General features: G+C 28.1%; 18 protein-coding genes and 1 pseudogene. 4 read left to right on the top strand and 15 right to left on the bottom strand.

Translation table 11 applies throughout. The features are described from left to right. Positions 1 to 120 precede the first annotated feature (120 nt). Together CNZW441b_RS01965 and CNZW441b_RS01960 are read right to left on the bottom strand one after the other, a co-directional pair. The gene (locus CNZW441b_RS01965) at positions 121 to 588 is read right to left on the bottom strand and encodes a Cj1386 family hemin-binding protein (protein ID WP_216681596.1); all 468 of its coding nucleotides are present in this window, start codon (positions 586 to 588) and stop codon (positions 121 to 123) included. Positions 589 to 638: 50 nt separating this feature from the next. After that, positions 639 to 2,063 carry a catalase gene (locus tag CNZW441b_RS01960; RefSeq protein WP_131166265.1) on the bottom strand — a complete coding sequence of 475 codons (1,425 nt, stop codon included), beginning with the start codon at positions 2,061 to 2,063 and terminating at the stop codon, positions 639 to 641. 289 nt (positions 2,064 to 2,352) lie between these two features. Here CNZW441b_RS01960 and CNZW441b_RS01955 point away from each other — a divergent pair, with 289 nt between their 5' ends. The 4 genes from CNZW441b_RS01955 (at position 2,353) to CNZW441b_RS01940 (ending at position 8,420) form a co-directional block, all read left to right on the top strand. Next, entirely contained in the window at positions 2,353 to 2,715 is a 363-nt protein-coding gene (locus tag CNZW441b_RS01955; RefSeq protein ID WP_216681510.1) for a Rid family detoxifying hydrolase, read from the top strand. A gap of 169 nt (positions 2,716 to 2,884) precedes the next feature. Further along, positions 2,885 to 4,690 (top strand): motility associated factor glycosyltransferase family protein, encoded by a 1,806-nt coding sequence (locus CNZW441b_RS01950; RefSeq protein ID WP_131186960.1) that lies wholly within the window; start codon positions 2,885 to 2,887, stop codon positions 4,688 to 4,690. A 131-nt stretch (positions 4,691 to 4,821) separates the two neighbouring features. Next, entirely contained in the window at positions 4,822 to 6,534 is a 1,713-nt protein-coding gene (locus CNZW441b_RS01945) for a flagellin (RefSeq protein ID WP_216681509.1), read from the top strand. A gap of 155 nt (positions 6,535 to 6,689) precedes the next feature. After that, the gene (locus tag CNZW441b_RS01940) at positions 6,690 to 8,420 is read left to right on the top strand and encodes a flagellin A (RefSeq protein ID WP_131166268.1); all 1,731 of its coding nucleotides are present in this window, start codon (positions 6,690 to 6,692) and stop codon (positions 8,418 to 8,420) included. Between the two features lie 75 nt (positions 8,421 to 8,495). Here the strand turns inward: CNZW441b_RS01940 and CNZW441b_RS01935 are convergent, their stop codons facing one another. From CNZW441b_RS01935 to CNZW441b_RS01870, 13 genes and pseudogenes are all read right to left on the bottom strand, one after another. After that, the gene (locus CNZW441b_RS01935) at positions 8,496 to 10,403 is read right to left on the bottom strand and encodes a motility associated factor glycosyltransferase family protein (protein ID WP_131166269.1); all 1,908 of its coding nucleotides are present in this window, start codon (positions 10,401 to 10,403) and stop codon (positions 8,496 to 8,498) included. Continuing rightward, positions 10,385 to 12,355 (bottom strand): motility associated factor glycosyltransferase family protein, encoded by a 1,971-nt coding sequence (locus CNZW441b_RS01930; RefSeq protein ID WP_216681508.1) that lies wholly within the window; start codon positions 12,353 to 12,355, stop codon positions 10,385 to 10,387. Before CNZW441b_RS01930 ends, CNZW441b_RS01935 begins: the two co-directional genes overlap by 19 nt. Beyond that, positions 12,352 to 14,199: a motility associated factor glycosyltransferase family protein gene (locus CNZW441b_RS01925; protein ID WP_216681507.1), complete on the bottom strand. Its 1,848-nt coding sequence runs from the start codon at positions 14,197 to 14,199 to the stop codon at positions 12,352 to 12,354. Before CNZW441b_RS01925 ends, CNZW441b_RS01930 begins: the two co-directional genes overlap by 4 nt. After that, the gene (locus tag CNZW441b_RS01920) at positions 14,172 to 16,091 is read right to left on the bottom strand and encodes a motility associated factor glycosyltransferase family protein (RefSeq protein ID WP_216681506.1); all 1,920 of its coding nucleotides are present in this window, start codon (positions 16,089 to 16,091) and stop codon (positions 14,172 to 14,174) included. Before CNZW441b_RS01920 ends, CNZW441b_RS01925 begins: the two co-directional genes overlap by 28 nt. Further along, complete coding sequence (gene ptmA, locus CNZW441b_RS01915) at positions 16,091 to 16,861, bottom strand: flagellin modification protein PtmA (protein WP_131186602.1); 771 nt, start codon at positions 16,859 to 16,861, stop codon at positions 16,091 to 16,093. Before ptmA ends, CNZW441b_RS01920 begins: the two co-directional genes overlap by 1 nt. Beyond that, positions 16,861 to 17,568 carry an acylneuraminate cytidylyltransferase family protein gene (locus tag CNZW441b_RS01910; RefSeq protein ID WP_131186601.1) on the bottom strand — a complete coding sequence of 236 codons (708 nt, stop codon included), beginning with the start codon at positions 17,566 to 17,568 and terminating at the stop codon, positions 16,861 to 16,863. The genes ptmA and CNZW441b_RS01910 overlap by 1 nt, the downstream gene beginning before the upstream one ends. After that, complete coding sequence (locus CNZW441b_RS01905) at positions 17,561 to 18,460, bottom strand: Gfo/Idh/MocA family protein (protein ID WP_216681505.1); 900 nt, start codon at positions 18,458 to 18,460, stop codon at positions 17,561 to 17,563. Before CNZW441b_RS01905 ends, CNZW441b_RS01910 begins: the two co-directional genes overlap by 8 nt. Next, the gene (locus CNZW441b_RS01900; RefSeq protein WP_216681504.1) at positions 18,457 to 19,491 is read right to left on the bottom strand and encodes a nucleotidyltransferase family protein; all 1,035 of its coding nucleotides are present in this window, start codon (positions 19,489 to 19,491) and stop codon (positions 18,457 to 18,459) included. The genes CNZW441b_RS01905 and CNZW441b_RS01900 overlap by 4 nt, the downstream gene beginning before the upstream one ends. Then, on the bottom strand, positions 19,473 to 20,648 hold the full coding sequence (gene neuC / locus CNZW441b_RS01895; RefSeq protein WP_216681503.1) for a UDP-N-acetylglucosamine 2-epimerase: 1,176 nt from the start codon (positions 20,646 to 20,648) through the stop codon (positions 19,473 to 19,475). Before neuC ends, CNZW441b_RS01900 begins: the two co-directional genes overlap by 19 nt. Then, positions 20,641 to 21,645 (bottom strand): N-acetylneuraminate synthase, encoded by a 1,005-nt coding sequence (gene neuB, locus CNZW441b_RS01890; RefSeq protein ID WP_216681502.1) that lies wholly within the window; start codon positions 21,643 to 21,645, stop codon positions 20,641 to 20,643. Before neuB ends, neuC begins: the two co-directional genes overlap by 8 nt. A gap of 255 nt (positions 21,646 to 21,900) precedes the next feature. Further along, positions 21,901 to 23,025, bottom strand: a complete 1,125-nt coding sequence (locus CNZW441b_RS01885; protein ID WP_216681501.1) for an N-acetyl sugar amidotransferase — start codon at positions 23,023 to 23,025, stop codon at positions 21,901 to 21,903. A gap of 1,309 nt (positions 23,026 to 24,334) precedes the next feature. Beyond that, positions 24,335 to 24,779: pseudogene (locus CNZW441b_RS08265) on the bottom strand (class I SAM-dependent methyltransferase); the annotation flags it as partial. Then, positions 24,772 to 25,494, bottom strand: coding sequence for a class I SAM-dependent methyltransferase (locus CNZW441b_RS01870; RefSeq protein ID WP_131186594.1), 723 nt, complete (start codon positions 25,492 to 25,494; stop codon positions 24,772 to 24,774). The gene CNZW441b_RS01870 and the pseudogene CNZW441b_RS08265, both read right to left, overlap by 8 nt. Between the last annotated feature and the right edge of the window lie 17 nt (positions 25,495 to 25,511).

Here is a 25,511-nt window from a genome sequence, read left to right as displayed (position 1 = left end):
AAAAAGGGATAATTATAATTTAACATCAATAAAAAACAAACAAAAACACAATAAAATGTTATTTAGAATATATTCTCAGTAAAAAAATAGCCTTTATATATTTAAAAAAATATTTTAAACCTATTTTTTAAATATCTTTAAAATATTTAAACTTATCTTTTTTAAAAAGCTTTTTTTAGAATTTTGAAGCAAAAACTCGGCAATTTCTTTTCTTGCAAACATTAATGCAAAAGTATAAGGAGTCATTCCCAAACCATTATTTTCATCAATATTAGCCCCATATTTAACCAAAAGTTTACACATAGGCAAATATCCCTTAAAACATACCCCAGCTAAAGGTGTTTGTCCGCGATCATTTTTCTCATCAACTTTTGCACCTTTTTCTAAAAGCATTTTTGCACACTCATAAGAATTATTATAAGCAGCAAGCATAAGCAAAGTATCTCCTTTGTGTGTTTTTAAATTTATATTTAAACCCGCATCTAACATTATTTTTAAATTTTCATAGTCATTATTTCTTGCAAAATCAAACGCCATTTTGCAAAGTTCGGCAAATCTTTTTTCTTCTTCTAAGCTAAGTTGCATAATTTATCCTTTCAATAACCTTTAGTTTGCCTCCAAAAAGAGGCAAGTAAAGATTACTTATTTAAAGCTTTTTTAACACCATCTGCATAAGCAGGTGAAATTTTTTCAAAATGATTTAAAGCTTTATTGATAATCGCTTCTTCAACCCCATCCATAGAAGATGCAATATTATTAAAAAGTTGTTTTTTTTGTTCTTCATTCATCAAATCAAATAAAGCACGAGGTTGACTATAAAAATCATCATCCATTGGTTTATATCTTTGAGCATTACCTTCTAAAATCAAATCAGGCTCAAGATAGCTTTTATCTTCTTTTGGGCTATCATTATAACTATTTGGCTCATAATAAGCTTTACCGTTTTTATAAGTATCAAAATTCATAGCACCCGCAACATTATAAGTATTTACTTCACTTCTAGCACGATTTACTGGTAAAAGGTGATAATTTGTCCCTATTCTATATCTTTGCGCATCTGGATAAGAGAAAATTCTTGCTTGAAGCATTTTATCTGGACTAAAACCAATCCCTGAAACTATATTACTAGGACTAAAAGCAGCTTGTTCTACTTCATTAAAATAATTATCAACATTTTTATTTAAGATCATTTCACCTACATCCATTAAAGGAACAATTTTATGAGGCCAAATTTTAGTTAAATCAAAAGGATTAAAACCAAGTTTTTCTATATCTTTTTCAGCTAAAATTTGAAGCTGAACTTTCCATTTTGGAAATTCTTTTCTCTCAATAGCCTCATAAAGATCTCTTTGATGACTCTCTCTATCTTTTGCTATCAAATTAGCCGCTTCTTCATTGGTTAAATTTTTAATACCTTGCATAGTTTTAAAATGAAACTTCACCCAAAATCTTTCATTTTTATCGTTGATAAAACTATAAGTATGACTTCCAAAACCATGCATATGGCGATAACTCGCAGGAATTCCTCTATCGCTCATTAAAATAGTTACCTGATGCAAGCTTTCAGGGCAAAGCGTCCAAAAATCCCATGCGGCATTATTACTTCTTAAATGAGTGCGTGGATCCCTTTTTTGAGTATGGATAAAATCAGGGAATTTATAAGCATCACGGATAAAAAAGGTCGGAGTATTATTACCTACTAAATCCCAGTTTCCTTCTTTAGTGTAAAATTTAATCGCAAAACCGCGAACATCTCTTTCAGCATCAGCCGCTCCTGCTTCTCCTGCAACAGTTGAAAAGCGTAAAAAAAGTGGAGTAACTTCTCCTTTTTGAAATACTTTTGCTTTAGTATATGCACTTAAATCAGCTGTTATTTTCATTTCTCCATAAGCTGCGCTTCCTTTAGCATGAACTGTTCTTTCAGGAATTCTTTCTCTATTTTGATGGGCAAGCTTTTCAAGCAAAATATAATCTTGCATAAGCAATGGCCCTTTAACACCTGCACTTAAAGAGTTTTGATTATCAGCAACAATATTTCCAAAATCATTTGTTAATTTTCTCATAATTTCTCCTTTATAAAAAAATAATTCATTAAAATTATTATATTCTTTAAAAGTAAAAATAATATTAATTGATAAAAATTATTAATAAAAAATAAAAATTATTTATATAATCATTTTTTTAAAAATATTTTTTATTTTATACGCTTTTATCCCTGCAATGTTTTATTTTTTAAGTCTTAACATTAACCAATAAATTCAACAAAACATATAATTTACAATAAATTTTTTTGAATTTAAACTTTATTATATTAAAATTAAATATTTCACATTAAACCATAAAGGAGATTTTATGTCAAACTATCCAAAAGCTATAGGACCTTACTCAGCTTATAGAGAAGCTAATGGATTTTTATTTATTTCAGGACAACTTCCTATCAATCCAGAAAGTGGTGAGATAGAAGCTAAAGATATCAAAGAACAAACTAAACAATCTTTATTAAATATAGAAGCTATTTTAAAAGAAAATAATCTTTGTTTTGATAATGTAATTAAAACAACTTGTTTTTTAGCCAATATTAATGATTTTGTAAATTTTAATGAAATTTATTCAAGCTTTTTCAAAGCTCCTTATCCTGCAAGAAGTGCTTTTGCAGTAAAAGATTTACCAAAAAATGCTTTAGTTGAGATTGAGGTTATAGCGGCTAAAAATTAATTCTAGGAATTTTCCTAGAATTTTTGCATAAATCTTTCAAACCAATGATAAATCTAACTTTTAAATTTATTTAACACACTTAATACTCTATATAAAAGAAAATTTAAAATAAAAATGTAAAATTCCAAACTATAAAATAAAAATTATAAAATCATCTTTAAGGTATAAAATGAATCCAATTTTACAAAGAAATATAAAAGCTCTTGCATCAGGAGTTAATGAACCCTTAGCCTTAAAATTACAAAATCATAAAAAATCACAACGTTTCATTTTAAATGATAAATTCAACATTTACGATAATAAATTTGAAACTTTTATTTATGATGATGATTTTATGCACGAAGAACTAAATCATTCTTTTGATAATTTTTTAGCCAAAACTAAACATTATCCTTATATTTGTTTTTTTGGTATAGCTAATGCTCTTTTGATTAAAAATCTAGCTCCATATTATAAAAGAATTTTCATTTTTGAAAGCGAAATTGAGCTTTTATATCTAGCTCTTAGTATTTTGGATTTAAGTGAAGAATTAAGCAGTGGCAAAATTCATCTTTTAGACACCACAGAAGAAAAAGTAAATATCCAGTTTTTAATCCTTTTTGATATGAAAGGTGTTTTTGAGTATTTAAATTTATTTGAACTTTTTCCTATTAACTCTTATTATGAAAGATTTCACAATCAAACCTATCAGCAAATTTTAAATTTTGCTTTAGCAAATACTACTTTACTTATTAGAAATTTACATTATACATTAGATGTTCCTTTTTTAGTTTATGACAATATACTTTGCAATATCCCTACCATGCTAGAAAACATTCCTTTTCAAAGACTTCTAAATCAAAGAAAAAATACCTTTGATACAGCCATAGTAGTTTCAGCAGGACCTTCACTTGCTAAGCAACTTCCTTTACTTAAAAAATATCAAAATAAAGCTTTTATTTTTTGTGCAGATGGAGCTTTGAGCATTTTATTAAAAGAGGATATTAAGCCTGATTATGTGACCAATTTAGATTTTTCTGATTTAACAAAAAATTTTTACGAAGATCAAGATAATAAAATTTTAAATGTATTAGCCATTGGAACAAATTATAATGTCGCAAGCAAAATTACAAACAAATGTATTATTTTAAGAGAAGATCCTTTCTTTAAAAATTTAGGCCTTAGTGATTTTGGTTACATAGATACAGGAACTCATGTAAGTCATTTCTCTTATACTCTAGCTCTTGCTTTAGGATTTAAAAATATTATTATGATAGGACAAGATTTAGCCTATGATGAGAAAGGAAATTCGCATTCTGAAAATTTTGCTTATGGAAGTGAATTTGAAAAAGAAAGTGATATAGAAAAAAATTACTGCATAGCTTATGGGGGCAAGGGTGAAGTTTTAACTCACGTGCTTTGGAATGATTATCGTATCAAATTAGAATACCTTTTTGCCTGTAATCAAGAAGTAAATTTTTACAATGCCACAGAAGGTGGAGCAAGGATAAATTTTACTAAAGAAATATCTTTTAAAAATGCTTGTGAAAATTTACTTCATAAAGAAAAACCTAAATTTGAAAATTTAAAACCTTTAACTAAAAATAGAAGCTCTAAACTCATTGCTAAATTTTTTGAAAAATTAAAACAAGATAAACAAACTTGCGAAAATTTATTAAATGATGCTAAAACTTTAAAAGAAGCATTGGATAATATCTTAAGCAAAGATATTATTTTACCTTTAGAATTTTTACAAAATGTTCATAAAAATATAAGTAGTTTTAATGAAATTTTAAATAATAGTGCATTTTTGGAAGACTCAATAGGCAAAGCTTTAATCTTTAATAGAGGTTTTAATATGTCTAAAGTTTTAAAAATGCATTTAAATGATGAAAGAGAATACTTATATCATCTCATTCTAGCTTATAAAAATTTCTTAGAATACTTTATACAAAATTTAAAAACCAAATATGAAATTATGAAAAAATATAACTGATTAGCCTTTTTTATCCTTTTAAAAACTGATATTTTAAAAATTTTCAAAAAAATATAAAAAAAATTTTTAACTTTACGATATAGCTTTTGACAATCGCATGAGGTGATTGAATTTATTTAAAAGGATTTAAAATGGGATTTCGTATTAACACAAACGTTGCAGCACTTAATGCTAAAGCAAACTCTGACTTAAACGCTAAAAGCTTAGATCAGTCATTAGCAAGACTTAGCTCAGGTCTTAGAATTAACTCAGCCGCTGATGATGCTTCAGGTATGGCGATCGCTGATTCTTTAAGATCTCAAGCAAATACTTTAGGTCAAGCTATTTCAAATGGTAATGATGCTTTAGGTATCTTACAAACCGCTGATAAAGCTATGGATGAGCAACTTAAAATTTTAGATACTATCAAAGTTAAAGCTACTCAAGCTGCTCAAGATGGTCAAAGTGAAAAAACAAGAACTATGCTTCAAGCAGATATCAATCGCTTGATGGAAGAACTTGACAATATCGCAAATACAACTTCATTTAATGGAAAACAACTCTTAAGTGGAAACTTTATCAATCAAGAATTCCAAATCGGTTCAAGCTCTAATCAAAGTATTAAAGCTACTATTGGTGCAACTCAATCAAGTAAAATCGGTGTAACAAGATTTGAAACAGGTGGTAGGATTACTGCTAGTGGAACTGTTGGAATGGTGATTAAAAACTACAATGGTATAGATGATTTTAAATTCAAAGATGTTGTTATCTCAACTTCAGTAGGAACAGGAATTGGAGCCTTAGCTGAAGAGATAAATAAATACGCTGATAAAACAGGTGTTAGAGCAAGTTTTAAAGTAGAAACTAATGGTATGTCAGCAGTAAAAGCAGGAACTACTTCATCTGATTTTGCTATCAATGGAGTAGTTATAGGAACTGTTGCTTATAAAGATGGCGATGAAAACGGAGCTTTAGTTTCAGCTATAAATTCCAAAAAAGACACAACAGGTGTTGAAGCTTCACTTGATAGTGAAGGAAAACTTCTTTTAACTTCAAGAGATGGGCGTGGTATTAAAATAGATGGTAGCATAGGAGCTGGTGCTTTCATAAGCCCTAATATGAAAGAAAATTACGGACGTTTATCTTTAGTAAAAAATGATGGAAAAGATATTCTTATTTCAGGAAGCGGTCTTTCATCTGCTGGATTTGGAGCCTCTCAATTTGTTTCTCAAACTTCAGTATCTTTAAGAGAATCAAAAGGGCAAATTGATGCTTATGTAGCTGATGCTATGGGCTTTGGTACTGTTAATAAATCAACAATTTTAGCTGGATACTCTTCTGTATCTGCTTATATGTCAAGCGAGGGAAGTGGTTTTTCTGAAGGTTCTGGTTATTCTGTAGGAACTGGCTATTCTGCAGGTTTTGCAAATGCTGTAGTTATTTCGGCAGCTTCTCAACTTTCAGCTGTGTATAATGTTTCTGCTGGAAGTGGTTTCTCAAGCGGATCTTCTATGTCTCAGTTTGCTACCTTTAAAGCAAGTGCATTTAATGTTACAAATGAAACTGCAGGGGTTACAACACTTAAAGGTGCTATGGCTGTTATGGATATAGCTGAAACTGCTATTGCAAATCTTGATCAAATCCGTGCAGATCTTGGTTCAGTTCAAAATCAATTAACTTCAACCATCAATAACATCACAGTTACTCAGGTAAATGTTAAATCAGCTGAATCACAAATTAGAGATGTGGACTTTGCAAGTGAAAGTGCAAACTACTCTAAAGCAAATATCCTAGCACAAAGTGGATCTTATGCGATGGCACAAGCCAATGCTAGCCAACAAAACGTATTAAGATTGTTGCAATAATACGAACTCTAAGTTTGGGAAAAATTTCCCAAACTTTATACTTACTTACAATTTTACTTCTTAAAACTTTTAAATCTTTCAAAATAAAAATTAAATTTATTGGAACACTTATTGCTTTATCCTTTTGAACAATATTTTTGAAAGGATTTAAAAAAATGGGTTTTAGGATAAACACAAATATAGGAGCATTAAATGCTCATGCAAATTCAGTCGTCAATGCCAGAGAGCTTGATAAATCTTTAAGTCGTTTAAGTTCTGGTCTTAGAATCAACTCAGCCGCTGATGATGCTTCAGGTATGGCTATCGCTGATTCTTTAAGATCTCAAGCAGCAACTTTAGGTCAGGCTATCAATAATGGTAATGACGCCATTGGTATCTTACAAACCGCTGATAAAGCTATGGATGAGCAACTTAAAATTTTAGATACTATCAAAGTTAAAGCTACTCAAGCCGCTCAAGATGGTCAAAGCCAAAAAACAAGAACTATGCTTCAAGCAGATATCAACCGCTTGATGGAAGAACTTGACAATATCGCAAACACAACTTCATTTAACGGAAAACAACTCTTAAGTGGAAACTTTATCAATCAAGAATTCCAAATCGGTGCTAATTCAAATCAAACCATTAAAGCAAGCATAGGGCCAACCCAATCAAGCAAAATCGGTGTGACAAGATTTGAAACAGGTGGCAGAATTACTTCTAGTGGCGAGGTTCAATTTACACTTAAAAATTACAATGGCTTAGAAGATTTTCAATTTCAAAAAATAAAAATTTCAACTTCAGTAGGAACAGGACTTGGAGCCTTAGCTGAAGAGATAAACAAATACGCTGATAAAACAGGTGTTAGAGCAAGTTTTAAAGTAGAAACTAATGGTATGGCAACCGTAAAAGCTAGTTCTACCTCTGAAGATTTTGCCATAAATGGAGTAAGAATCGGACAAATTCAATACAAAGATGGTGATGAAAACGGAGCTTTAGTTTCAGCTATAAACTCAGTAAAAGATACAACTGGAGTGGAAGCTTCACTTGATAGTGAAGGAAAACTTCTTTTAAGCTCAAGAGATGGACGTGGTATTAAAATAGATGGTAGTATAGGAGCTGGTGCTTTCATAAGCCCTAATATGAAAGAAAATTACGGACGTTTATCTTTAGTAAAAAATGATGGAAAAGATATTAATATAGTTGGAACTGGACTTTCTCATGCAGGATTTGGAGCTTCTCAATTTATCTCTCAAGCTTCAGTATCTTTAAGAGAGTCAAAAGGGCAAATTGATCCTCAAATAGCTGATGCTATGGGCTTTGGTAGTGTTAATAAAGGAACAATTTTAGCTGGATATTCTTCTATATCTGCCTTTATGTCAAGCGAGGGAAGTGGTTTTTCAAGTGGTTCAGGTTTTTCTATAGGAAGTGGTAAAAACTATTCTGCCTCTTTACAAAATGCTGGTTTGGTTCCTATTTCAGGAGCTTCTCAACTTTCAGCTGTGTATAATGTTTCTGCTGGAAGTGGTTTTTCAAGTGGTTCAGGTTTATCACAATTTGCTCCTATGAAAGTAAGTGCAGGAGCTTTTGATGTCCCACCTGAAAGTGCAGGAGTTACAACACTTAAAGGCGCTATGGCTGTTATGGATATAGCTGAAACTGCTATTACCAATCTTGATCAAATTCGTGCTGATATTGGTTCGGTTCAAAATCAACTTCAAGTAACTATCAATAACATTACAGTTACTCAAGTAAATGTCAAATCAGCTGAATCAACCATAAGAGATGTGGATTTTGCTGCAGAAAGTGCTAACTTTTCTAAATACAATATTCTTGCACAAAGTGGTTCTTATGCTATGTCGCAAGCTAATGCTGTGCAACAAAATGTATTAAAACTTTTACAATAATTTTAAAGCTTGAGAACTTCTCAAGCTTGAATTATTTATCTTAAAAACTTATATTGCTTATTTAAAAATTCTATTTTAAATTAAATTCTTTTTCTCTAAGACATCTTGTAAAGGAATAATTGCTTGTTTTAATCTTTGATTTTGAACACCTAGTATATCAATGATATCTTCAAGCCAACTTTCATGAGAATACACCCAAGCTAAAAGCTTATTTTGTTTATCGCTTTCGTTGTTTATATTTTGCACATATAGTTTTGAGGATAATAAATTATGATGATACAATAAAGATGAAAGCACATTACTAAGATGGCTATATTTTTTTCTATTTAATTTTTCTTTGATCAAATCAAGCTCATCTACAAGCTCATCTAAGCTATATCTACTCTTAGAAGAGTAAATAAATTTTTTAATACGTCTATCAATTTTTTTACAATGTTTTAAAAAATTTTCTCCCATTGTAATACTTTTTTTTACCCTTTTATAATTTTCTAGCATTAAATGATTTCTTTGTTCTTTGCTAGGATTTTTAAGCTTTACTAAAGGTTTTTTAAGCTCTTTGATTAAAAACTCTTTACAAGCCTCTTTAAAAGGTTTTTCTATACTTCCTTCTATCCTTGCACCACCTTCTGTGCAATTATAAATCTTAGCATAGGAATTCGCAGCACAAAAATTTTCAAAAATTTGTTTAAACAAAATCCATACTTGAGAACTTTGAACTATACCCTGACCTCCATAAGCCATGGTTGTATAACGATTAAAATCTCTTTCATAATCTCCTATATGATAATCATCATGAATAAAACCTTTTGAATGATGACTTCCATCTTTAGCATAGGCTAAATCTTGACCTATTAAAATAATATTTTTAAATCCTAATTTCAAAGCTAATTCACAAGCCATATGAGATACGCTCATACCCCCGCCTATATATCCAAAAGAAGATAAATCAAGATAGTTTGTATAAGTAGAAGCCCTAGCTACAAGCATATATTTTCTATGATTTTTTTCTAAATAATCTATAGTTTTTTTACTTACCAAAGAAGCTAAGATAAAAAGTATATCTTTATCAAAATCTCCAAAGTCATTATTAAAACACTCACTTACTATCTCATCACGCTCTAACATACAAACATAATCAGGTTTAATGCCATGTTTAGCTAGTATAGCATAAGCACTATCAGCGCAGAAAATTACAGCTTTATTTTGATACTCTTTAAGTAAAGGAAGTTGCTTAGTGAGTGAAGGTCCTGTCCCTACTATAATAGCGCTTGCTTTATTTTTATTAGATCTTTTTTGTTTTAATTCATCATAACTTGGATGAGTAAAAACTTTTGGCAAATTATAAACGGCTTGTTCAATACCTATCATAGTATCTTTTGGATCATTTCCTTGTCTTAGAGTGATATTAGTAATAGCTTTCATAAGAAGATCATTGATTCTTTCAATATCTTCTTTATAGTATTTTTCATAAAATTCACAAGTAATTTTTAAATCATAAAGTTTAAAAGAAATACTAATTTGTGGCAAAGAGCAAAGAACGTCGGCTTTAACATAATCCATCTCTTTACTATGCATTATAATAAATCTTCCTTGCCTTAACTCTAAATCAAAATCTATCCAATGAAAAACAAGATAAATGATTTCAAGCTCTGCTTCAAAAACAACTATTCTTTTATGTAAATCATTTTGCAAAAGTGCCTTAAAAAATATACCATTCCCTAAACCATAAAAGAAAAAAAATGGATATCTTGCAAATTCTTTAAAAGCCTTTATTTTATCTTCAAGCTCTTCTTTTGGATTTTTAAAAATAGTTTTTAAATCGCTTTTTCTTGTTATATTAATATCAAGTGGATCTTTTTTTAAAAAATAATTAAATTTTTTAAGCTCTTTAATATTTTGCAATTTCTTTTTAAGCTCTATATAATTAGATCCCACTAAAGCATCTAAGTTTTTCTTAAAAAGATCTACTTTTGCTTTATCCATTTCTCAAGTCCCCTTTTATATAACTCTTCTTCTAAAGGCTTAATGTTTTTTATTAAAGCAAGTTCAAGTGCATTAATATGTGCATATATCATTTTAAGCCATTCTAAATGTTCTTTGATCCAAATTAATGATTTATTAAAAGAATCTTCTTTTGTTTTTGCTTTTAAGACATAAATTCTAGCTAAATTTAATTCAAATTGGATTAAAGTAGCTTGTAATATGTCATAGAAGAAATTTAAATTTTTTAAATTTTCTATTTTTGTTTTTATTTTATCAATTCTTTGTATAAGAACATTTAGCATTTGATTGATTTCTTCTTCGTTTATATCGTTTAAATTAGAATTTGAATTTAGACTTTGATTATTTTTTTTACTTGAGATTAAATTAGCTAAACTTAAATAAAGCTCATTAAGCTCTTCGTATTCTTTTAAACAATCATTTTTAAAAGTATTAGAGTGTTTTATGGCTTTTATAATTTTTGCATAGGCTTTAAGTAATAATTCATCTTGTTTGTTTTTATTTAAAGAATTTAGTTTTTTAAAGGGTTTATTTAAATCTTTAATCAGTAATTCTTCACATACTTCTTTAAAGGGTTTTTCTAAGCTTCCTTCTATTCTTGCTCCACCCTCTGTGCAGTTGTAGGTGGTAGAAAAAATATTTTCATTAATAATTTGTTCCAAAAAAGATTTAAAATACACCCAAATTCCATGTGTTGTAACTTTTCCATTACCACCATAAGCCATTATTTCTATATGCTCTTCTTCGCTCTCAAAATTTGATCCGTGTTTATAATCACTAGGATGAGAATTTCCTTTTTCATCATAGGCTAAGTCTTGTCCTATTAAGATGATATTTTTGTGTTTTAAAAGCATAGCTAAAGAGTAATTCATATAAGCTACACTTGGACCACCACCAAGATAACCAAATAAATGAAGTTTAAAATCAAGACACATTCTAGATGGTTTTGAAACAAGCATAAAAGAACGATTTTCAAGATAAGAAAGTGCTTTTGGATGAACCAATGAAGCAAGAATAAAAAGCACTCCCCCATCAATCCCCTCATATGCCTCTTTAAAGAATTCTGCCGTGAAATCAGTTCTTTCCAACATACAAACATAATCAGGCTTAATACCATGTTTAGCTAATATAGCATAAGCACTATCTGCACAAAATATTGTGGCTTTGTTTTGATATTCTTTTAGAATAGGAAGTTGTTTAGTAAGTGAAGGTCCTGTTGAAACTATTATGGCTGTATCACTTAAATTTGATCTTTTAGTGAGTAATTCTTTAAAAGTAGGATTTGTGATCATTTTAGGTAGATTATAGGTAAATTGTTCTATACCTTGTAAAGCATCTAAGGGATCATTTCCATAAGAGAATATTGCTTTTTTAAAATGACTCATCATGTTTTGATTGATATTTAATATATCTTCTTTATATTTTTCATAATAATCAGAGCTTAATTCTAAAAAATATACTCTTGAAAAAGAAAAGAAAGGATTAGATGAACAAAGTTCATTATAATCATTTAAATTTAAGGTATTAGCATTAAGTATTATTAAAGAATTATTCTTAAGTTCATGGCAAAAGTCTATTAGGTGAAACATAATATAAATGATTTCTAATTCTTTTTCAAAGACTACTATATGTTTATGGTTTTTGTTTTGAAGTAAGGCTTTAAATAAAATACCATTTCCAAAACCATAAAAATAAAGAACAGGATATAAGAAGTATTTATCATTATAAGTATTTAATAAGGAGTTTAGTTCAGTAAGGGGGTTAGTGTAAAGATAGCAATCCCCCCCCCCAGTTGTTTCTTTTAAATTAATATCTAAATTATCCTTACCTTGTATAAGTTCAAATTTAAGATTTGATTTTATTTTTTTTAGTTCTTCTTTTAAGAAAGTATTATTTAGAGCATTTAGGTTTTTTAGGAATAAAGAGGGATTCATTTAATCCCCCATTCTTTTATAGCTTTATTAATAGTTTCATTTTGAGCTTTTAAATAATCTAAAATTTGCAAAAACCAAAGATTTTGAGAAGAAAGAAAATCTATCAATTTTTCATCTTGTTTTAAAGAATTTAAAACTTCATACTTCATCACTTCGCATTCATTATGAAAATACATAGCCTGAGAAAGCTCATTAAATAATTTTAATGTTTTTAATTCTTTAAAAAATTTAAGCAAGTTATCTTTAATTTTTCTTAGAGTTTGTAAATTCTTTTGCTCTTTGCTAAATTCATAATCTAATTTTTTAAGCTCATTTTTGCATTTTTTAATGTAATTTTCACTCTCGCTTACATTTTTTTCAATATTTTTCTTGGTTTTTTTTAATTTTTCTCTCATCTCATTTAAACTTAAGGTTTTTGGAAATTCAAAAGGCTTTTGAAGATCACTTTTTAAAAGCTCTTCGCATACTTCTTTGAAAGGTTTTTCTATAGTTCCTTCTATCCTTGCTCCGCCTTCTGTGCAATTATAAGTAGTGATGCCTAATTTAGTTTTAGTAAAAAAAATATCTTTTTCAAAATGCTGTCTAAAAAGTTGCCAAGAAAGCTGAGTTCTAACTTCTCCTTTACCCCCATAAGCTAAGGTATAAAGATTATCTCTTACTTCATCACCTTGCTCTCCAAAAATATGTTCTACAGCGTGGCTCTTCCCATCATCAGCATAGGCTAAATCCTGACCAATTAAAATCACATTTTTAAATCTCAGTGCGCCGATTAACTCATAAATCATATTAGCAACACTCATTCCCACACCAAGATAACCATACTCATCTAGTTTTAAAGAACCTGCTGAATTTAAAGGGCGATGCACTAGCATATATCTTCTATGATTTTTTTCTAAATATTCTATACTTTTCTTATAAACCACAGAAGCTAAGATAAAAAGTATATCTTTATCAAAATCTCCAAAATCATTATTAAAAAATTCAGAAGTTAAAACAACCCTTTCTAAAGATAAAACATAATCAGGTTTTATATTATGTTTTGCTAAAATTGGATAAGAACTATCAGCACAAAAAATAGCAACTTTATTTTGATACTTTTTAAGCAAAGGAAGTTGCTTAGTAAGCGAAGGTCCTGTTGAAACCACTATGGCATTTTCAAGTTTTGCCCTTCTTGCTTTTAAAAATTCTTGAAAAATCCCATGACTTAACATGTTTGGGATATTATTTAAAGTATGTTCTATCCCTGTCATAGAGTCTATAGGATCATTGCCATGATTTAATACTATAAATCTTATAATTTCCATTAAATCTTTGTTTAGGCTTTCGATTTTATCATAATAATACTTTGCATAAAAAGAACTATGGATATGAAGATTATAAATTTTAATACTCTTTTTTATAAATTCAAAAGAAAATAAAGCATTTAAAGAAGCTAGATTAAGATCTTTAGTATAAAAAAGTATCAGTTTTTCATTTTTAATTTCTTTGGAAAAATCAAACAGATGAAAAGCTAAAGCCAGAATTTCAAGCTCATCTTCAAATACAACTATAGCTTTATGATTTTTATTTTCACATAAAAATTTATAAAGCTTTCCATTTCCAAAACCATAAAAAAATAAAACAGGATATTTAGAAAAATCATTTTTAAAGAATTCTAAACTTTTATTTAGTTCCTCATTCACATTTTCGTAAATTTTATTATTATCATTTCTTATAAAATTAGCATCTTCGTCCATATTAAATTGAGAAAAATTTTCTAAGGATCTAAGTTTATAAGCTAAAACTTGATCAACCTCAAAAAGTGCTGCTGTATTTTTTAAAAATAGCTCTTTTGCCTCATCCATTTCTCAAGTCCCCTTTTATATAACTCTTCTTCTAAAGGCTTAATGTTTTTTATTAAAGCAAGTTCAAGTGCATTAATATGTGCATATATCATTTTAAGCCATTCTAAATGTTCTTTGATCCAAATTAATGATTTATTAAAAGAATCTTCTTTTGTTTTTGCTTTTAAGACATAAATTCTAGCTAAATTTAATTCAAATTGGATTAAAAAAGCCCCAACAGCTTGAGCTAGTTCTTTTAAATCTTCAGTTTTTACCTTATACTTATCAATTCTTTGTATTATAATATCTAATAAACTTTGATTTTCTGTATGATTTAAACTTAAATAAAGCTCATTAAGCTCTTCGTATTCTTTTAAACAATCATTTTTAAAAGTATTAGAGTGTTTTATGGCTTTTATAATTTTTGCATAGGCTTTAAGTAATAATTCATCTTGTTTGTTTTTATTTAAAGAATTTAGTTTTTTAAAGGGTTTATTTAAATCTTTAATCAGTAATTCTTCACATACTTCTTTAAAGGGTTTTTCTAAGCTTCCTTCTATTCTTGCTCCACCCTCTGTGCAGTTGTAGGTGGTTATTCCTTGTTCTTTGGTAAATTGTATATCGCTTTCAAATTCTTGGCGAAAAAGAGTCCAAGCTTGGTGTGTGTTAATTAGTTTTTTACCTCCATAAGATAAGACCTTATCAAAATTCTTAAATCTTTTACTTTCAAAATTTGATCCGTGTTTATAATCACTAGGATGAGAATTTCCTTTTTCATCATAGGCTAAGTCTTGTCCTATTAAGATGATATTTTTGTGTTTTAAAAAAAATGCTAAAGCAAAATTAACATTAGCCACGCTATGACCCATATTAAAATATCCAAATTTATCCATAGCAACATAATTAATAAAATTTGCCCAAGTAGAAATTACCATATAAGAACGCTTATTTTGATCAAGATAAGAAAGTGCTTTTGGGTGAACTACAGATTTTAATATAAAAGTTATTCCCTCATCAAATTCTTTAAAATCATTATTGAAAAATTCTGCTGTAATCTCTTTTCTTTCCAACATACAAACATAATCAGGCTTAATACCATGTTTAGCTAATATAGCATAAGCACTATCTGCACAAAATATTGTGGCTTTGTTTTGATATTCTTTTAGAATAGGAAGTTGTTTAGTAAGTGAAGGTCCTGTTGAAACTATTATGGCTGTATCACTTAAATTTGATCTTTTAGTGAGTAATTCTTTAAAAGTAGAATTTGTGATCATTTTAGGTAGATTATAGGTAAATTGTTCTATACCTTGTAAAGCATCTAAGGGATCATTTCCATAAGAGAATATTGCTTTTTTAAAATGACTCATCATGTTTTGATTGATATTTAATATATCTTCTTTATATTTTTCATAATAATCAGAGCTTAATTCTAAAAAATATACTCTTGAAAAAGAAAAGAAAGGATTAGATGAACAAAGTTCATTATAATCATTTAAATTTAAGGTATTAGCATTAAGTATTATTAAAGAATTATTCTTAAGTTCATGGCAAAAGTCTATTAGGTGAAACATAATATAAATGATTTCTAATTCTTTTTCAAAGACTACTATATGTTTATGGTTTTTGTTTTGAAGTAAGGCTTTAAATAAAATACCATTTCCAAAACCATAAAAATAAAGAACAGGATATAAGAAGTATTTATCATTATAAGTATTTAATAAGGAGTTTAGTTCAGTAAGGGGGTTTTGGTAGAGCAAGGCATTTGTGCTTCTATCTTTTAAATTGATATTAAGCTTATCCTCTGCTTCAATAAGTTGATATTTTGTATTAATTTTTATTTTACTTAAAGCATTCTTTAAGGCAATATCTCTTAAAGAATTTAAATTTCTCTCAAAAAGTTCTTTTAAAAACATTAAAGTCCCCACCCATCACTAACTACTAAGGTTTGCCCTGTAATAAATTTACTTGCATCACTAAGCAAAAATACCAAAGTTCCGCATAAATCGCTTGCTTCTAGCATTCCTTTGCTTGCACAACATTTTCTATAAGCATCTAAGAAAACCTGCGGTTGATTATCTAAAATTCCTCCAGCTGCTAAAGTATTTACACGGATATTAGTGTTAAAAAGTTCTTTAGCAAGCCATACACCCAAATGATTAATTCCTGCTTTAATCACGCTATATTCAAGTGAGCTTTGCATACTGGTATTTTTATAATTTTCAAATTTAGGAGCATATACACCCATAATAGAGCTAAGATTGATAATATTTCCATAACCTTGCTTTTTAAAATATTTTACAAATTCCTGAGAAGCTAAAATAAACCCGCCAAGATGCAAATTTAAATTTTCACAAAGTTCTTCATAACTTAATTCATAATAAGGCGTTTTTCCCCAATTTTTTCCACAAGGATAAGAAGAATTAACAAAAGCATCAATTTTTTTATATTTTTGCTCAGTTTTTAAAATGGCATCATTAAGGCTTTCTTTAGAAGTGATATCAAGCTTAAGACTTAAAAGTTCTTGATCAAATTCTTTGTGCAATTCTTCTTTTAGATCTTTTAAAGCTTTTTCATTAATATCTGCTAAAACTGCAATGCCTTTATTTTTTAAAATAGCCTTGCAAAGTTCTTTTCCTATACGCCCACAAGCCCCTACAACAAAAATAATTTTTCCCTCAAGCATTAAAACTCCTCTGGTTTTAAATTTCTTTCTTTGATTAAAAACTCAACTATCTTAAAATCAAGCTCGCTATCTACATCAAAAGCTGTGCTTTCATCCATAACATAAAGAGAGGTTTCTTTTCCAAATAAATCATCACTCTTAAGTAGTCTTTCGCGTTTAAACATATAAATACTTGCATTCATATCAAAACATTTTGGTGCGCTTTGGCGTGTTGTAAAAAAACCCTGTTTTGATCTTTTTACTTCGCCATTATCAAGTTCTATTAAATTAAAATAAGGATTACGCCTTGCTAAAGTTGCAGTAATTAAAACTTCTTTATTTTCTTTTATAAATAATTCATAAGCTTTTTTTATATCTTGACTTGTTCTAAGAGGAGCTGAAGCATCTAAATCTACCAAAATATCAAATTTTACACCAAAATATTTTTCACTTCTTAAAAGTGCATCACGCATTACAGGAAGTTTTGGAGCACTATCGCTTGCAAGATGCGCTTCTCTTTTAAAAAAAACCTCGGCTTTATATTTTAATGCAACATTTGCTATCTCATCGCTATCCGTGCTTACAACTATATGTTTAAAAAGCTTTGAATTTCTTGCTTGTATAATACTATAAGCTATCATTTCAAGATCATTGATTTTTTTGATATTTTTATTTAAAACTCCTTTAGAGCCACCCCTTGCACAAATTGTGCATAAAATTTCAGCCATTTTTAACCTCATCGCAAATTTTTAATACATTTAAAGCCTCATCTAAAGAACATAGATTTTTATCATTATTTAGTATAGCCTTATGCATTAATTCTAAAGTTGAAATTGTGTCACTTTTATAAATTTGTGTTTTAATGCTTTTATCCTTATTATAAATTTTTAAAATATTTTGGATCAAATCGGCTTCATAGCTTTTTTTTGGAGTATGAATAATAATCTTTCTTTGAGTAAGCTTAGAAAAATAATCAAGCTTGATATGAATTCTTAAGCCTTTGGAATTTTTTAAAGATAAAAAAGCAAAATCATCACTATTAATCTCAAGTTCTGAAAATTTTAAATTTTCACTATATAAAAGTTTTAATTCTCCAAAAAGAAAAAAAGCTAAATCAATCTCATGCGAGAGATCAAGCAAAACTCCTCCCCCTAACTCTTTTTTTGAGCTATAATTTTCCCTATAATCCACATCACGCCAGTTAGGCAAATAAGAATGACAACTTAATTCTACAAAATAAGGTTCTTCATCTTGTAAAATTTCTTCTAAAGCTTTTATTAAAGGATTAAATCTCAAAAGATAGGCAATAAATATTTTATTTTTATTGCTTTGAAAAGGGATAAATTTTTCAAATAAAGGTTTTTCAACTAATATAATCTTATCTTTTACGAGTGTATCAATTTTTTTTAAAGTCTCTAAATGCAAAGTCGTGATATTGGCAATCACAAAAAGATCAAAATCTTTTAGAGAGATTTTATTCCAAGAATTATAAAGCTTTACTTCATTGATATCTTTTTTACAAGCACTAAAAGAGAGTAAAGAAACATCAAAGCCTAAATTTTTAAGAGCTAAAAAATGTTTTTTTCCAATACTTCCAAAGCCTATAATTAAAGCTTTCATCTAAAATCCTCATTTGCTCTTGCAAATTCTTCAATTCTACCTATATCAATCCAATAATCACGCAATAAAAAAGTATTAATTCTTTCATTTTTTTGCATTAAAATTTTAATTAAATCGGGCATATCTAAATATTCATTTTTTTTAAAAAAGTTCAAAACTTCAGGTTTTAACGCATAAATACCAGCACTAACCAAAAATTTCATAGTTGGTTTTTCTTGTATATTTTTTATAAAGCCATTTTGTTCTTTTATAACTCCATAAGGTATATTTTGTTCAAATTCTCTTACACACACACTCATTAAAGCTCTACTTTTTTCATGAGCTTTTAAAAATTCTAAAAAATTAAGCTCAGTTAAAATATCTGCATTCATCACAATAAAACTTTCTTTTAAAGGCTTATCAACCAAACTCAAAGCTCCTGCTGTTCCTAGCTTTTTCTTTTCTTTAACATAAGAAATTTTAACCCCAAAATCCATTCCATCTTTAAAATAATCTTCTATAATTTGTCTTTTATAATTTACGCAAAAAATAAAATTCTCAAAGTTTTGCAAAGAAAGCCTTGAAACAATACTTTCTAAAATAGGTTTTTTTCCTACTTTTAACATAGGTTTTGGTGTATGTTTAGTAAGCTCTTTAAGCCTTGATCCAAGTCCGCCTGCCATTAAAATTACATAATTTGGAAGTTTTATTTTAGCTAAAAGCGAAGAAATAGACCTTATAGAGAGCACCTCGCCTTTTTCGTTAACTACAGGAAAATCATAAATATCTGTTTTTGAAGAAAGCTCTAAAAGTTCAGCTTTATTTGTATTTTCTTTTATTACGATAGGATTTTTAGTATAAATATCTTCTATACAATCATAAATCATTTTTCCATTGATTAAAGCTTTTCTAATATCAGAATCGCTAATTACCCCTAAAAATTTATCTTTTTGATCGACTACAATACCAAGTCTTACTCTTTCTTTTCCAACTATATTTAAGGCTTCTTTTATGCTAGAATTTGGACTTAATTTTAATTTTTTGATATCCATAACAAATCCGTAAATTTTTTATTTAAAATTGTATCTAATTTTACATTTTTAAGTTTTGTTTTAATAAATTTATTAGGATTTTTTATCCTGCTCTCAAAAGGATTTTTAAAATTTTTTAAATTATCTTGAAATTTTTTATCTTCTAGTTTTTGAAAGGCTTGTTGTAAATCTTTTATACTTGTATCAATGATATTTTCGCTTCTTATTCTTCCTTTTTGACGATCACCTATATTGATACAAGCTACTCTTAAAAAAGGACTTTCTATAATACCGCTAGATGAATTTCCTATTACGGCTTTTGAAATTTTCATTAAACTCAAATATCTCTTAGATCCAAGATTATCAAAAAGTTTTGCTTTTTTAGGATATTTTTTACAAAAATCTGCTAAAAAATTATTGATCAAAAGTCCATTTTCATCAGCATTTGCTTTAGTAAAAATTAAACTTGCTTTTTTAAGCTTTGTTAAATTGCAAAGCAATGTTTGAATATTATTTTTAGTTTGTTTTAAATTTAAAGTTTCAGGATGATAAGTAATTAAATAAATATTTTCATCAAATTTAAAATCAAGCTCTTTTTCAAGCTCTTCTTTGCCTAAAAAATCCATATTTTTTACAATAAACCCTCCAAGAGAACCTATATTAAAAACAGAATTTTTATTTTCGCCCAATTGTAAAACCCTATCTTGATATTCTTTTGTGCTTACAAAATGAAGATGAGCCATTTTAGTAATACTATGTCTTATACTATCATCAATAGCGCCTAAAGTAAGTTCTCCGCCACAAAGATGAGCAATAGGAATTTGCATTAAAAGGCAAACGCTAGCAACCGCTAACATTTCATAACGATCACCCAAAATCACCACTATATCAGGTTTTAAACTTTTAAATGCCTTAGAAAAACCTTCAAATACCAAAGCCATACTTTTACAAAGGCTTAGATTATCATCATTTGAAAGTAAAATAGGGATTTTTTCATCGATCTTAAATTCTTTTTCTATCTCTTTATAGGTTAAACCAAATTCTTGGCTTAAATGTGTGCCTGTTACAAGAATTTGAACAATTAAATCTTTATCTTTTTTAATTTCTTTACATAAATGACTCAATAAATACCACTCAGCTCTTGTAGCACTTACAAGGCAAATTTTTCTTTTATTCACGGATCAAATCATCTTTTTTATAAGATCTTTTAGCAATTTTATTTAAAAATTTATCATATTGCATTGCACAAATTCCATTTCCTGGACGCTTTGTAGTTAAATTTTCTTCGCTAAATTTTTCACCCTTTAAAATATCTTTTTTTGCTACAAGGCTTTTTCTTGCTATATTTATGTTTTTCTTTTCACTCTTGCTTATTCTTTTAATGCCATCACCTAAAGCTAAATCAAGCTCTTTTATACTTTGACACATGAGTTTAAGTTCGCTTGGTTCTAAACTTGCTTTATGATCAGGACCACTCATTGATTTATCTAAGGTAAAATGCTTTTCAATAATACAAGCACCTAAAGCTACAGCACCTAAAGCTACACTTATACCTTTGGTATGATCAGAATAACCCACATTTAAATTAAAAGCATTTTTTAAAGTTTGCATGGCTTTTAAATTGACTTCATTAAAGGGAGCGGGATATTCGGTTGTGCAATGCATTAAAGTGATATTGTTCCTTTTTTGACCATTTTTACAAAGTGCATCTAAACAAGCCTCAATTTCACCTAAATTTGACATTCCTGTTGAAAGTATGATTTTTTTATTTAATCTTGCAATAGCCTTAAGATAAGGAAGGTTTGTGATTTCACCGCTTGGAATTTTAAAAATTTCAAGCCCAAGACAATGCAAAAGTTCTATACTGTCCAAATCAAAAGGGGTTGAAAGAAAAGAAATATTATGAGCTTTAGCGTGAGCTATAAGAATTTGATGCGCTTTTAAATCAAGCTCTAATTTTTTTATCATTTCAAACTGACTCTCGTTTTGATTTGTTGTTTGAAGTTGATATTTGGCTTTTTTTGCATTAATGCTTACGCAATCTTTGGCTTTAAAAGTTTGAAATTTGACAAAATCAGCTCCGCATTCTGCTGCAACTTCTATCATTTTTTTAGCTAGATTCAAATCTCCATTATGATTTACCCCTGCTTCTGCAATGATAAGAGTTTTTTTCATTTTGTGCCTTTATTGCTAAAAGATAAATTTTAGTTTTTACTATTGTAAATACAAATACATTTTTTTAAAAAACTAAACCCATCATAAGGCTTAATTTATCTTGTTTATTTATATATTATTTTGTAAATAATATTTTATTGTAGCAAAAAATATTCCACTCTTTTTTTAAATTTATAAAGATTTAATATATAAAAACTTTCAGCTTAAAATTTAAACCAAATTTATTTATATATTTAAATCTATTTATTTTTTAGTTTATTGAGAAATTTCGTTTTTAAGTTTAAATTCTCCAAATTCATTTTTATAAAATAAATCCATATTATAATGCTTCTCAACAATGCGGTAAAAACGATCTTTATTGATACCAACAAAAGAACAAAAATCTTCTATACATTTATCATCTAGCCTGTGATCTCTTTCTTTAACAATTTTAATAGCTTTTTCTCTATCTAAAAGTCCATATCTTATAAGCCTAGCCGCATAATCACTAGCCATAGCATGCCCAAATTTTGGATATTTCATCCAAGCATGAATAATATAACCTATGCTATCAATTTGATCAAAATTCTCAACACAATGAGTTCTATCCCACTCATTTTGTAAATCTGTAAAGCCTCTACTTTTTGCAAAAATATAATTTGAATAAGAATTCCATTTAATAAAATAACTAAGATAAATAGGATCTAATTTAGCAAGATCATTTTCATTAGGTTTGAAAAAAAGTTGAAGATTTTCCTCTTTGATTTCATCATCTATAAATTCGCTTAAATCCAAATCTTCTGCCACTCCATTTAAAAAAATATCTTTAGCACTAGGAGTTTCTAGGTCATACCCCCCCCCATACTCATAACTTACATTTTCACCATAAACTAATAAAGGCGTGTTAAATTTCAAAGCCATGGCAAAAGGATAAGTATAAATAAGCCTATCAATAAACCACGTTGGTTTTCCATATTTTTCAAAAGTTTTTAAAGTAATTTTTCTTTGAGTTTTTAAATCAGGTTTTAAGCTGATAATATGACAACCAAAAGTCTCGCTTAAATTTCTTAAATTTTTTCTTCCAGCCTTTGTAGTCGTAAAATTATCTTCAACGCTAAATAAAATAGGATTCATTCCTAACTTTTCTTTCATGATATGCACTTGAAAGTGAGAGTCTTTTCCTCCACTTACAGCAATAGCACAATCATACTCAAATTTTCCATTCATCCTACGGTATTTATCACATAATTCTTCTAACTCTTTAAATCTTTTTTTATAATCGATCTTTTCTTTATTTTTATGATTGATACAAGCAGAACAGATATTTTTGCCTTCTGCATCTTTAAAAAATTTAATACCTGGTCTTGTATTTGGCATTACACAATGATCACAATAAATCATAATATTCCTTGATTTTATTTAAAAAATATAATCATAGAATAAATGAGTTAATAGGGGAGAGAATCGTTAATAAAACGATATTTTAAAAATTTTTCACTCTTAGAATTTTGACAAAAATACTCATATTGTGGCACATTAAAAATAATTCCACCTATATAAAAATAAGAATCCACTATAGAAAATTTTTGCTTATAATTAAAAAGCGTATCATCATCTTTAACACCACCTCCTAGTATGCAAAATTTCGAACCTTTTTTATTTGCATATTCAAAGAAAAAATCCAAAAGCGCGGCATTGGCATTAGCCTTTAAAGAATTAGCACTTAAATGATAATAAGAAAAATCCTTACAAAGAAAAAAAGAAGCGAAAGCTAAAACCTCTTCATTTAAACTTGCTTTTAAAACTATATATTCTTTAAAATTATATAATTTATTAAAATATTTTTTATCAAAAAAATAAAAATTTTCTGCGTCATTTCTTTGCATTGTTTTTTCATAAAGTATTTTAAAATCTTTATTTTCATCTATTTTAATAAAATCTATTTTTAAATTTTCTCTTGCTTTTTTCACATAAGCTTTAATACGAGGATTGTAATTTTTACGTATAAGAGTGATATCTTGTTCAGTGGGAACTATAATGATTTTTTTATTTTTATTTATAAAATTTAAATTATTTTTATAAGCATTTATATACTCATCAAAAGGATGAAAACGTATAAAAAAAGCTATAATCTTTTCTTTTAAAGCTTTTTGCTTTAAATTTTCAAAGGCTTCATTTAAAAAATCCTCATCTTTAGTATTAGTATAAATTCCATTATATCCATAAGGACTTTGTAAATCAAAAAAGCCTGAATTTAAAATTTCTTGCTTAACTCCTAAAGTTTTAAAGACAAATCCGTCTTTTTTATACTCAAATTCAAAAACTTCTCCATACAATTTTGCATAATCAAAACTAAAATAAATATCATCTTTAAAACTAAGAGTGTTAAAATTGGAAGCAAGATAAGCTTCAAGACTTACCTTGCTCATTTTCCATTCCTCTTTAGAAGATCTAAATCCCCCCCCCCCGTTAGGGCATTTTTCACCTTCGATAATAAAAATTTTATCAATAACTCTTGTCTCTTTATCTTCTAAAACATCTTCTAAAGTAAGCATACTTAAATTTGTTCTTTTAAAATTTTTATGCTTATAAAGGCTTTTTATTTCATTTAAAGTGCTAAAACGAAGCTTTCCATTGCCCTTATAAATGCCATATTCAGGAGTTTGCTCTAAACCTTTTTCTTTTTCATAGCCAAAAAGTCCAATGGCCAAGGTCATAGAAAGAAATTTGCCATAAGGCTTTAGCTTTGATATAGCTTTATCAAAAATGCCTTTAGTCTTTTCAAAGTCATTACAACACAAAGAAGCTATATCAATAATTGCATCAAAACTTTCATTTTCAAATTCATCAAGTTTTTGAGCATAATCACCTATTTTGATTTCTTTGATTTGTTTGCTTAAATTTTCATCTTCTAAACGTTTTTTAAAACGCTCAACTCCTGTTTTGCTCCATTCTATACCACTAACACTAAAACCTTCTCTTGCACAAAACCAAAGATTAGCACCTGTTCCAAGTCCTAATTCTAAAATATTAATTTTACTTCTATCTTGAACGTTATAAAAATTTCTTGCAATAAAACGGATTAGATTTTCACTAGGATATTTTCCCCATTCTTTATTGGAGAAAATGTTTTCCCAAAAATTTGAATTATCCATATCTTTCACCCTCTATAACAAAAAGTTCATTTTTTATTTTCCCTTCCTCTTTTAAAGAATAAATTTGAGTATTAATCACTTTATAATTTTTTCCATTATAAAGTTTTTCTATATCCAAATCATCACAATATCTGATATTTCCAGTAAAAGCATCACTCCCAGAAGATGGAAAACAAGTATGATAAGCTAAATTTACATCCTCATAAAAACCTTCGTTATTAAAACTAGGGGTAATGGAAAAGAATTTACCTCCAATTTTTAGCTTCGAAATGGCTTTTTCAATGATATTTTTAGTTTTTTCAAAATCATTATAAGCTAAAGAATAACTATCAATCCAAGCATCAAAACTTTCATTTTCAAATTCATCAAGTTTTTGAGCATAATCACCTATTTTGATTTCTTTGATTTGTTTGCTTAAATTTTCATCTTCTAAACGTTTTTTAAAACGCTCAACTCCTGTTTTGCTCCATTCTATACCACTAACACTAAAACCTTCTCTTGCACAAAACCAAAGATTAGCACCTGTTCCAAGTCCTAATTCTAAAATATTAATTTTACTTCTATCTTGAACGTTATAAAAATTTCTTGCAATAAAACGGATTAGATTTTCACTAGGATATTTTCCCCATTCTTTATTGGAGAAAATGTTTTCCCAAATATCCATTCCCAAACTTTTATCTTGAATGATTTCAGAATTTAAAACATATTTTTTCATTTCAACCTTTCAAAAAT

Source organism: Campylobacter novaezeelandiae, assembly GCF_018968685.1.
Lineage (GTDB): Bacteria > Campylobacterota > Campylobacteria > Campylobacterales > Campylobacteraceae > Campylobacter_D > Campylobacter_D novaezeelandiae.
Note: the sequence above shows the minus strand (reverse complement) of the source record. Positions and strands in the feature narration are given on the sequence as shown.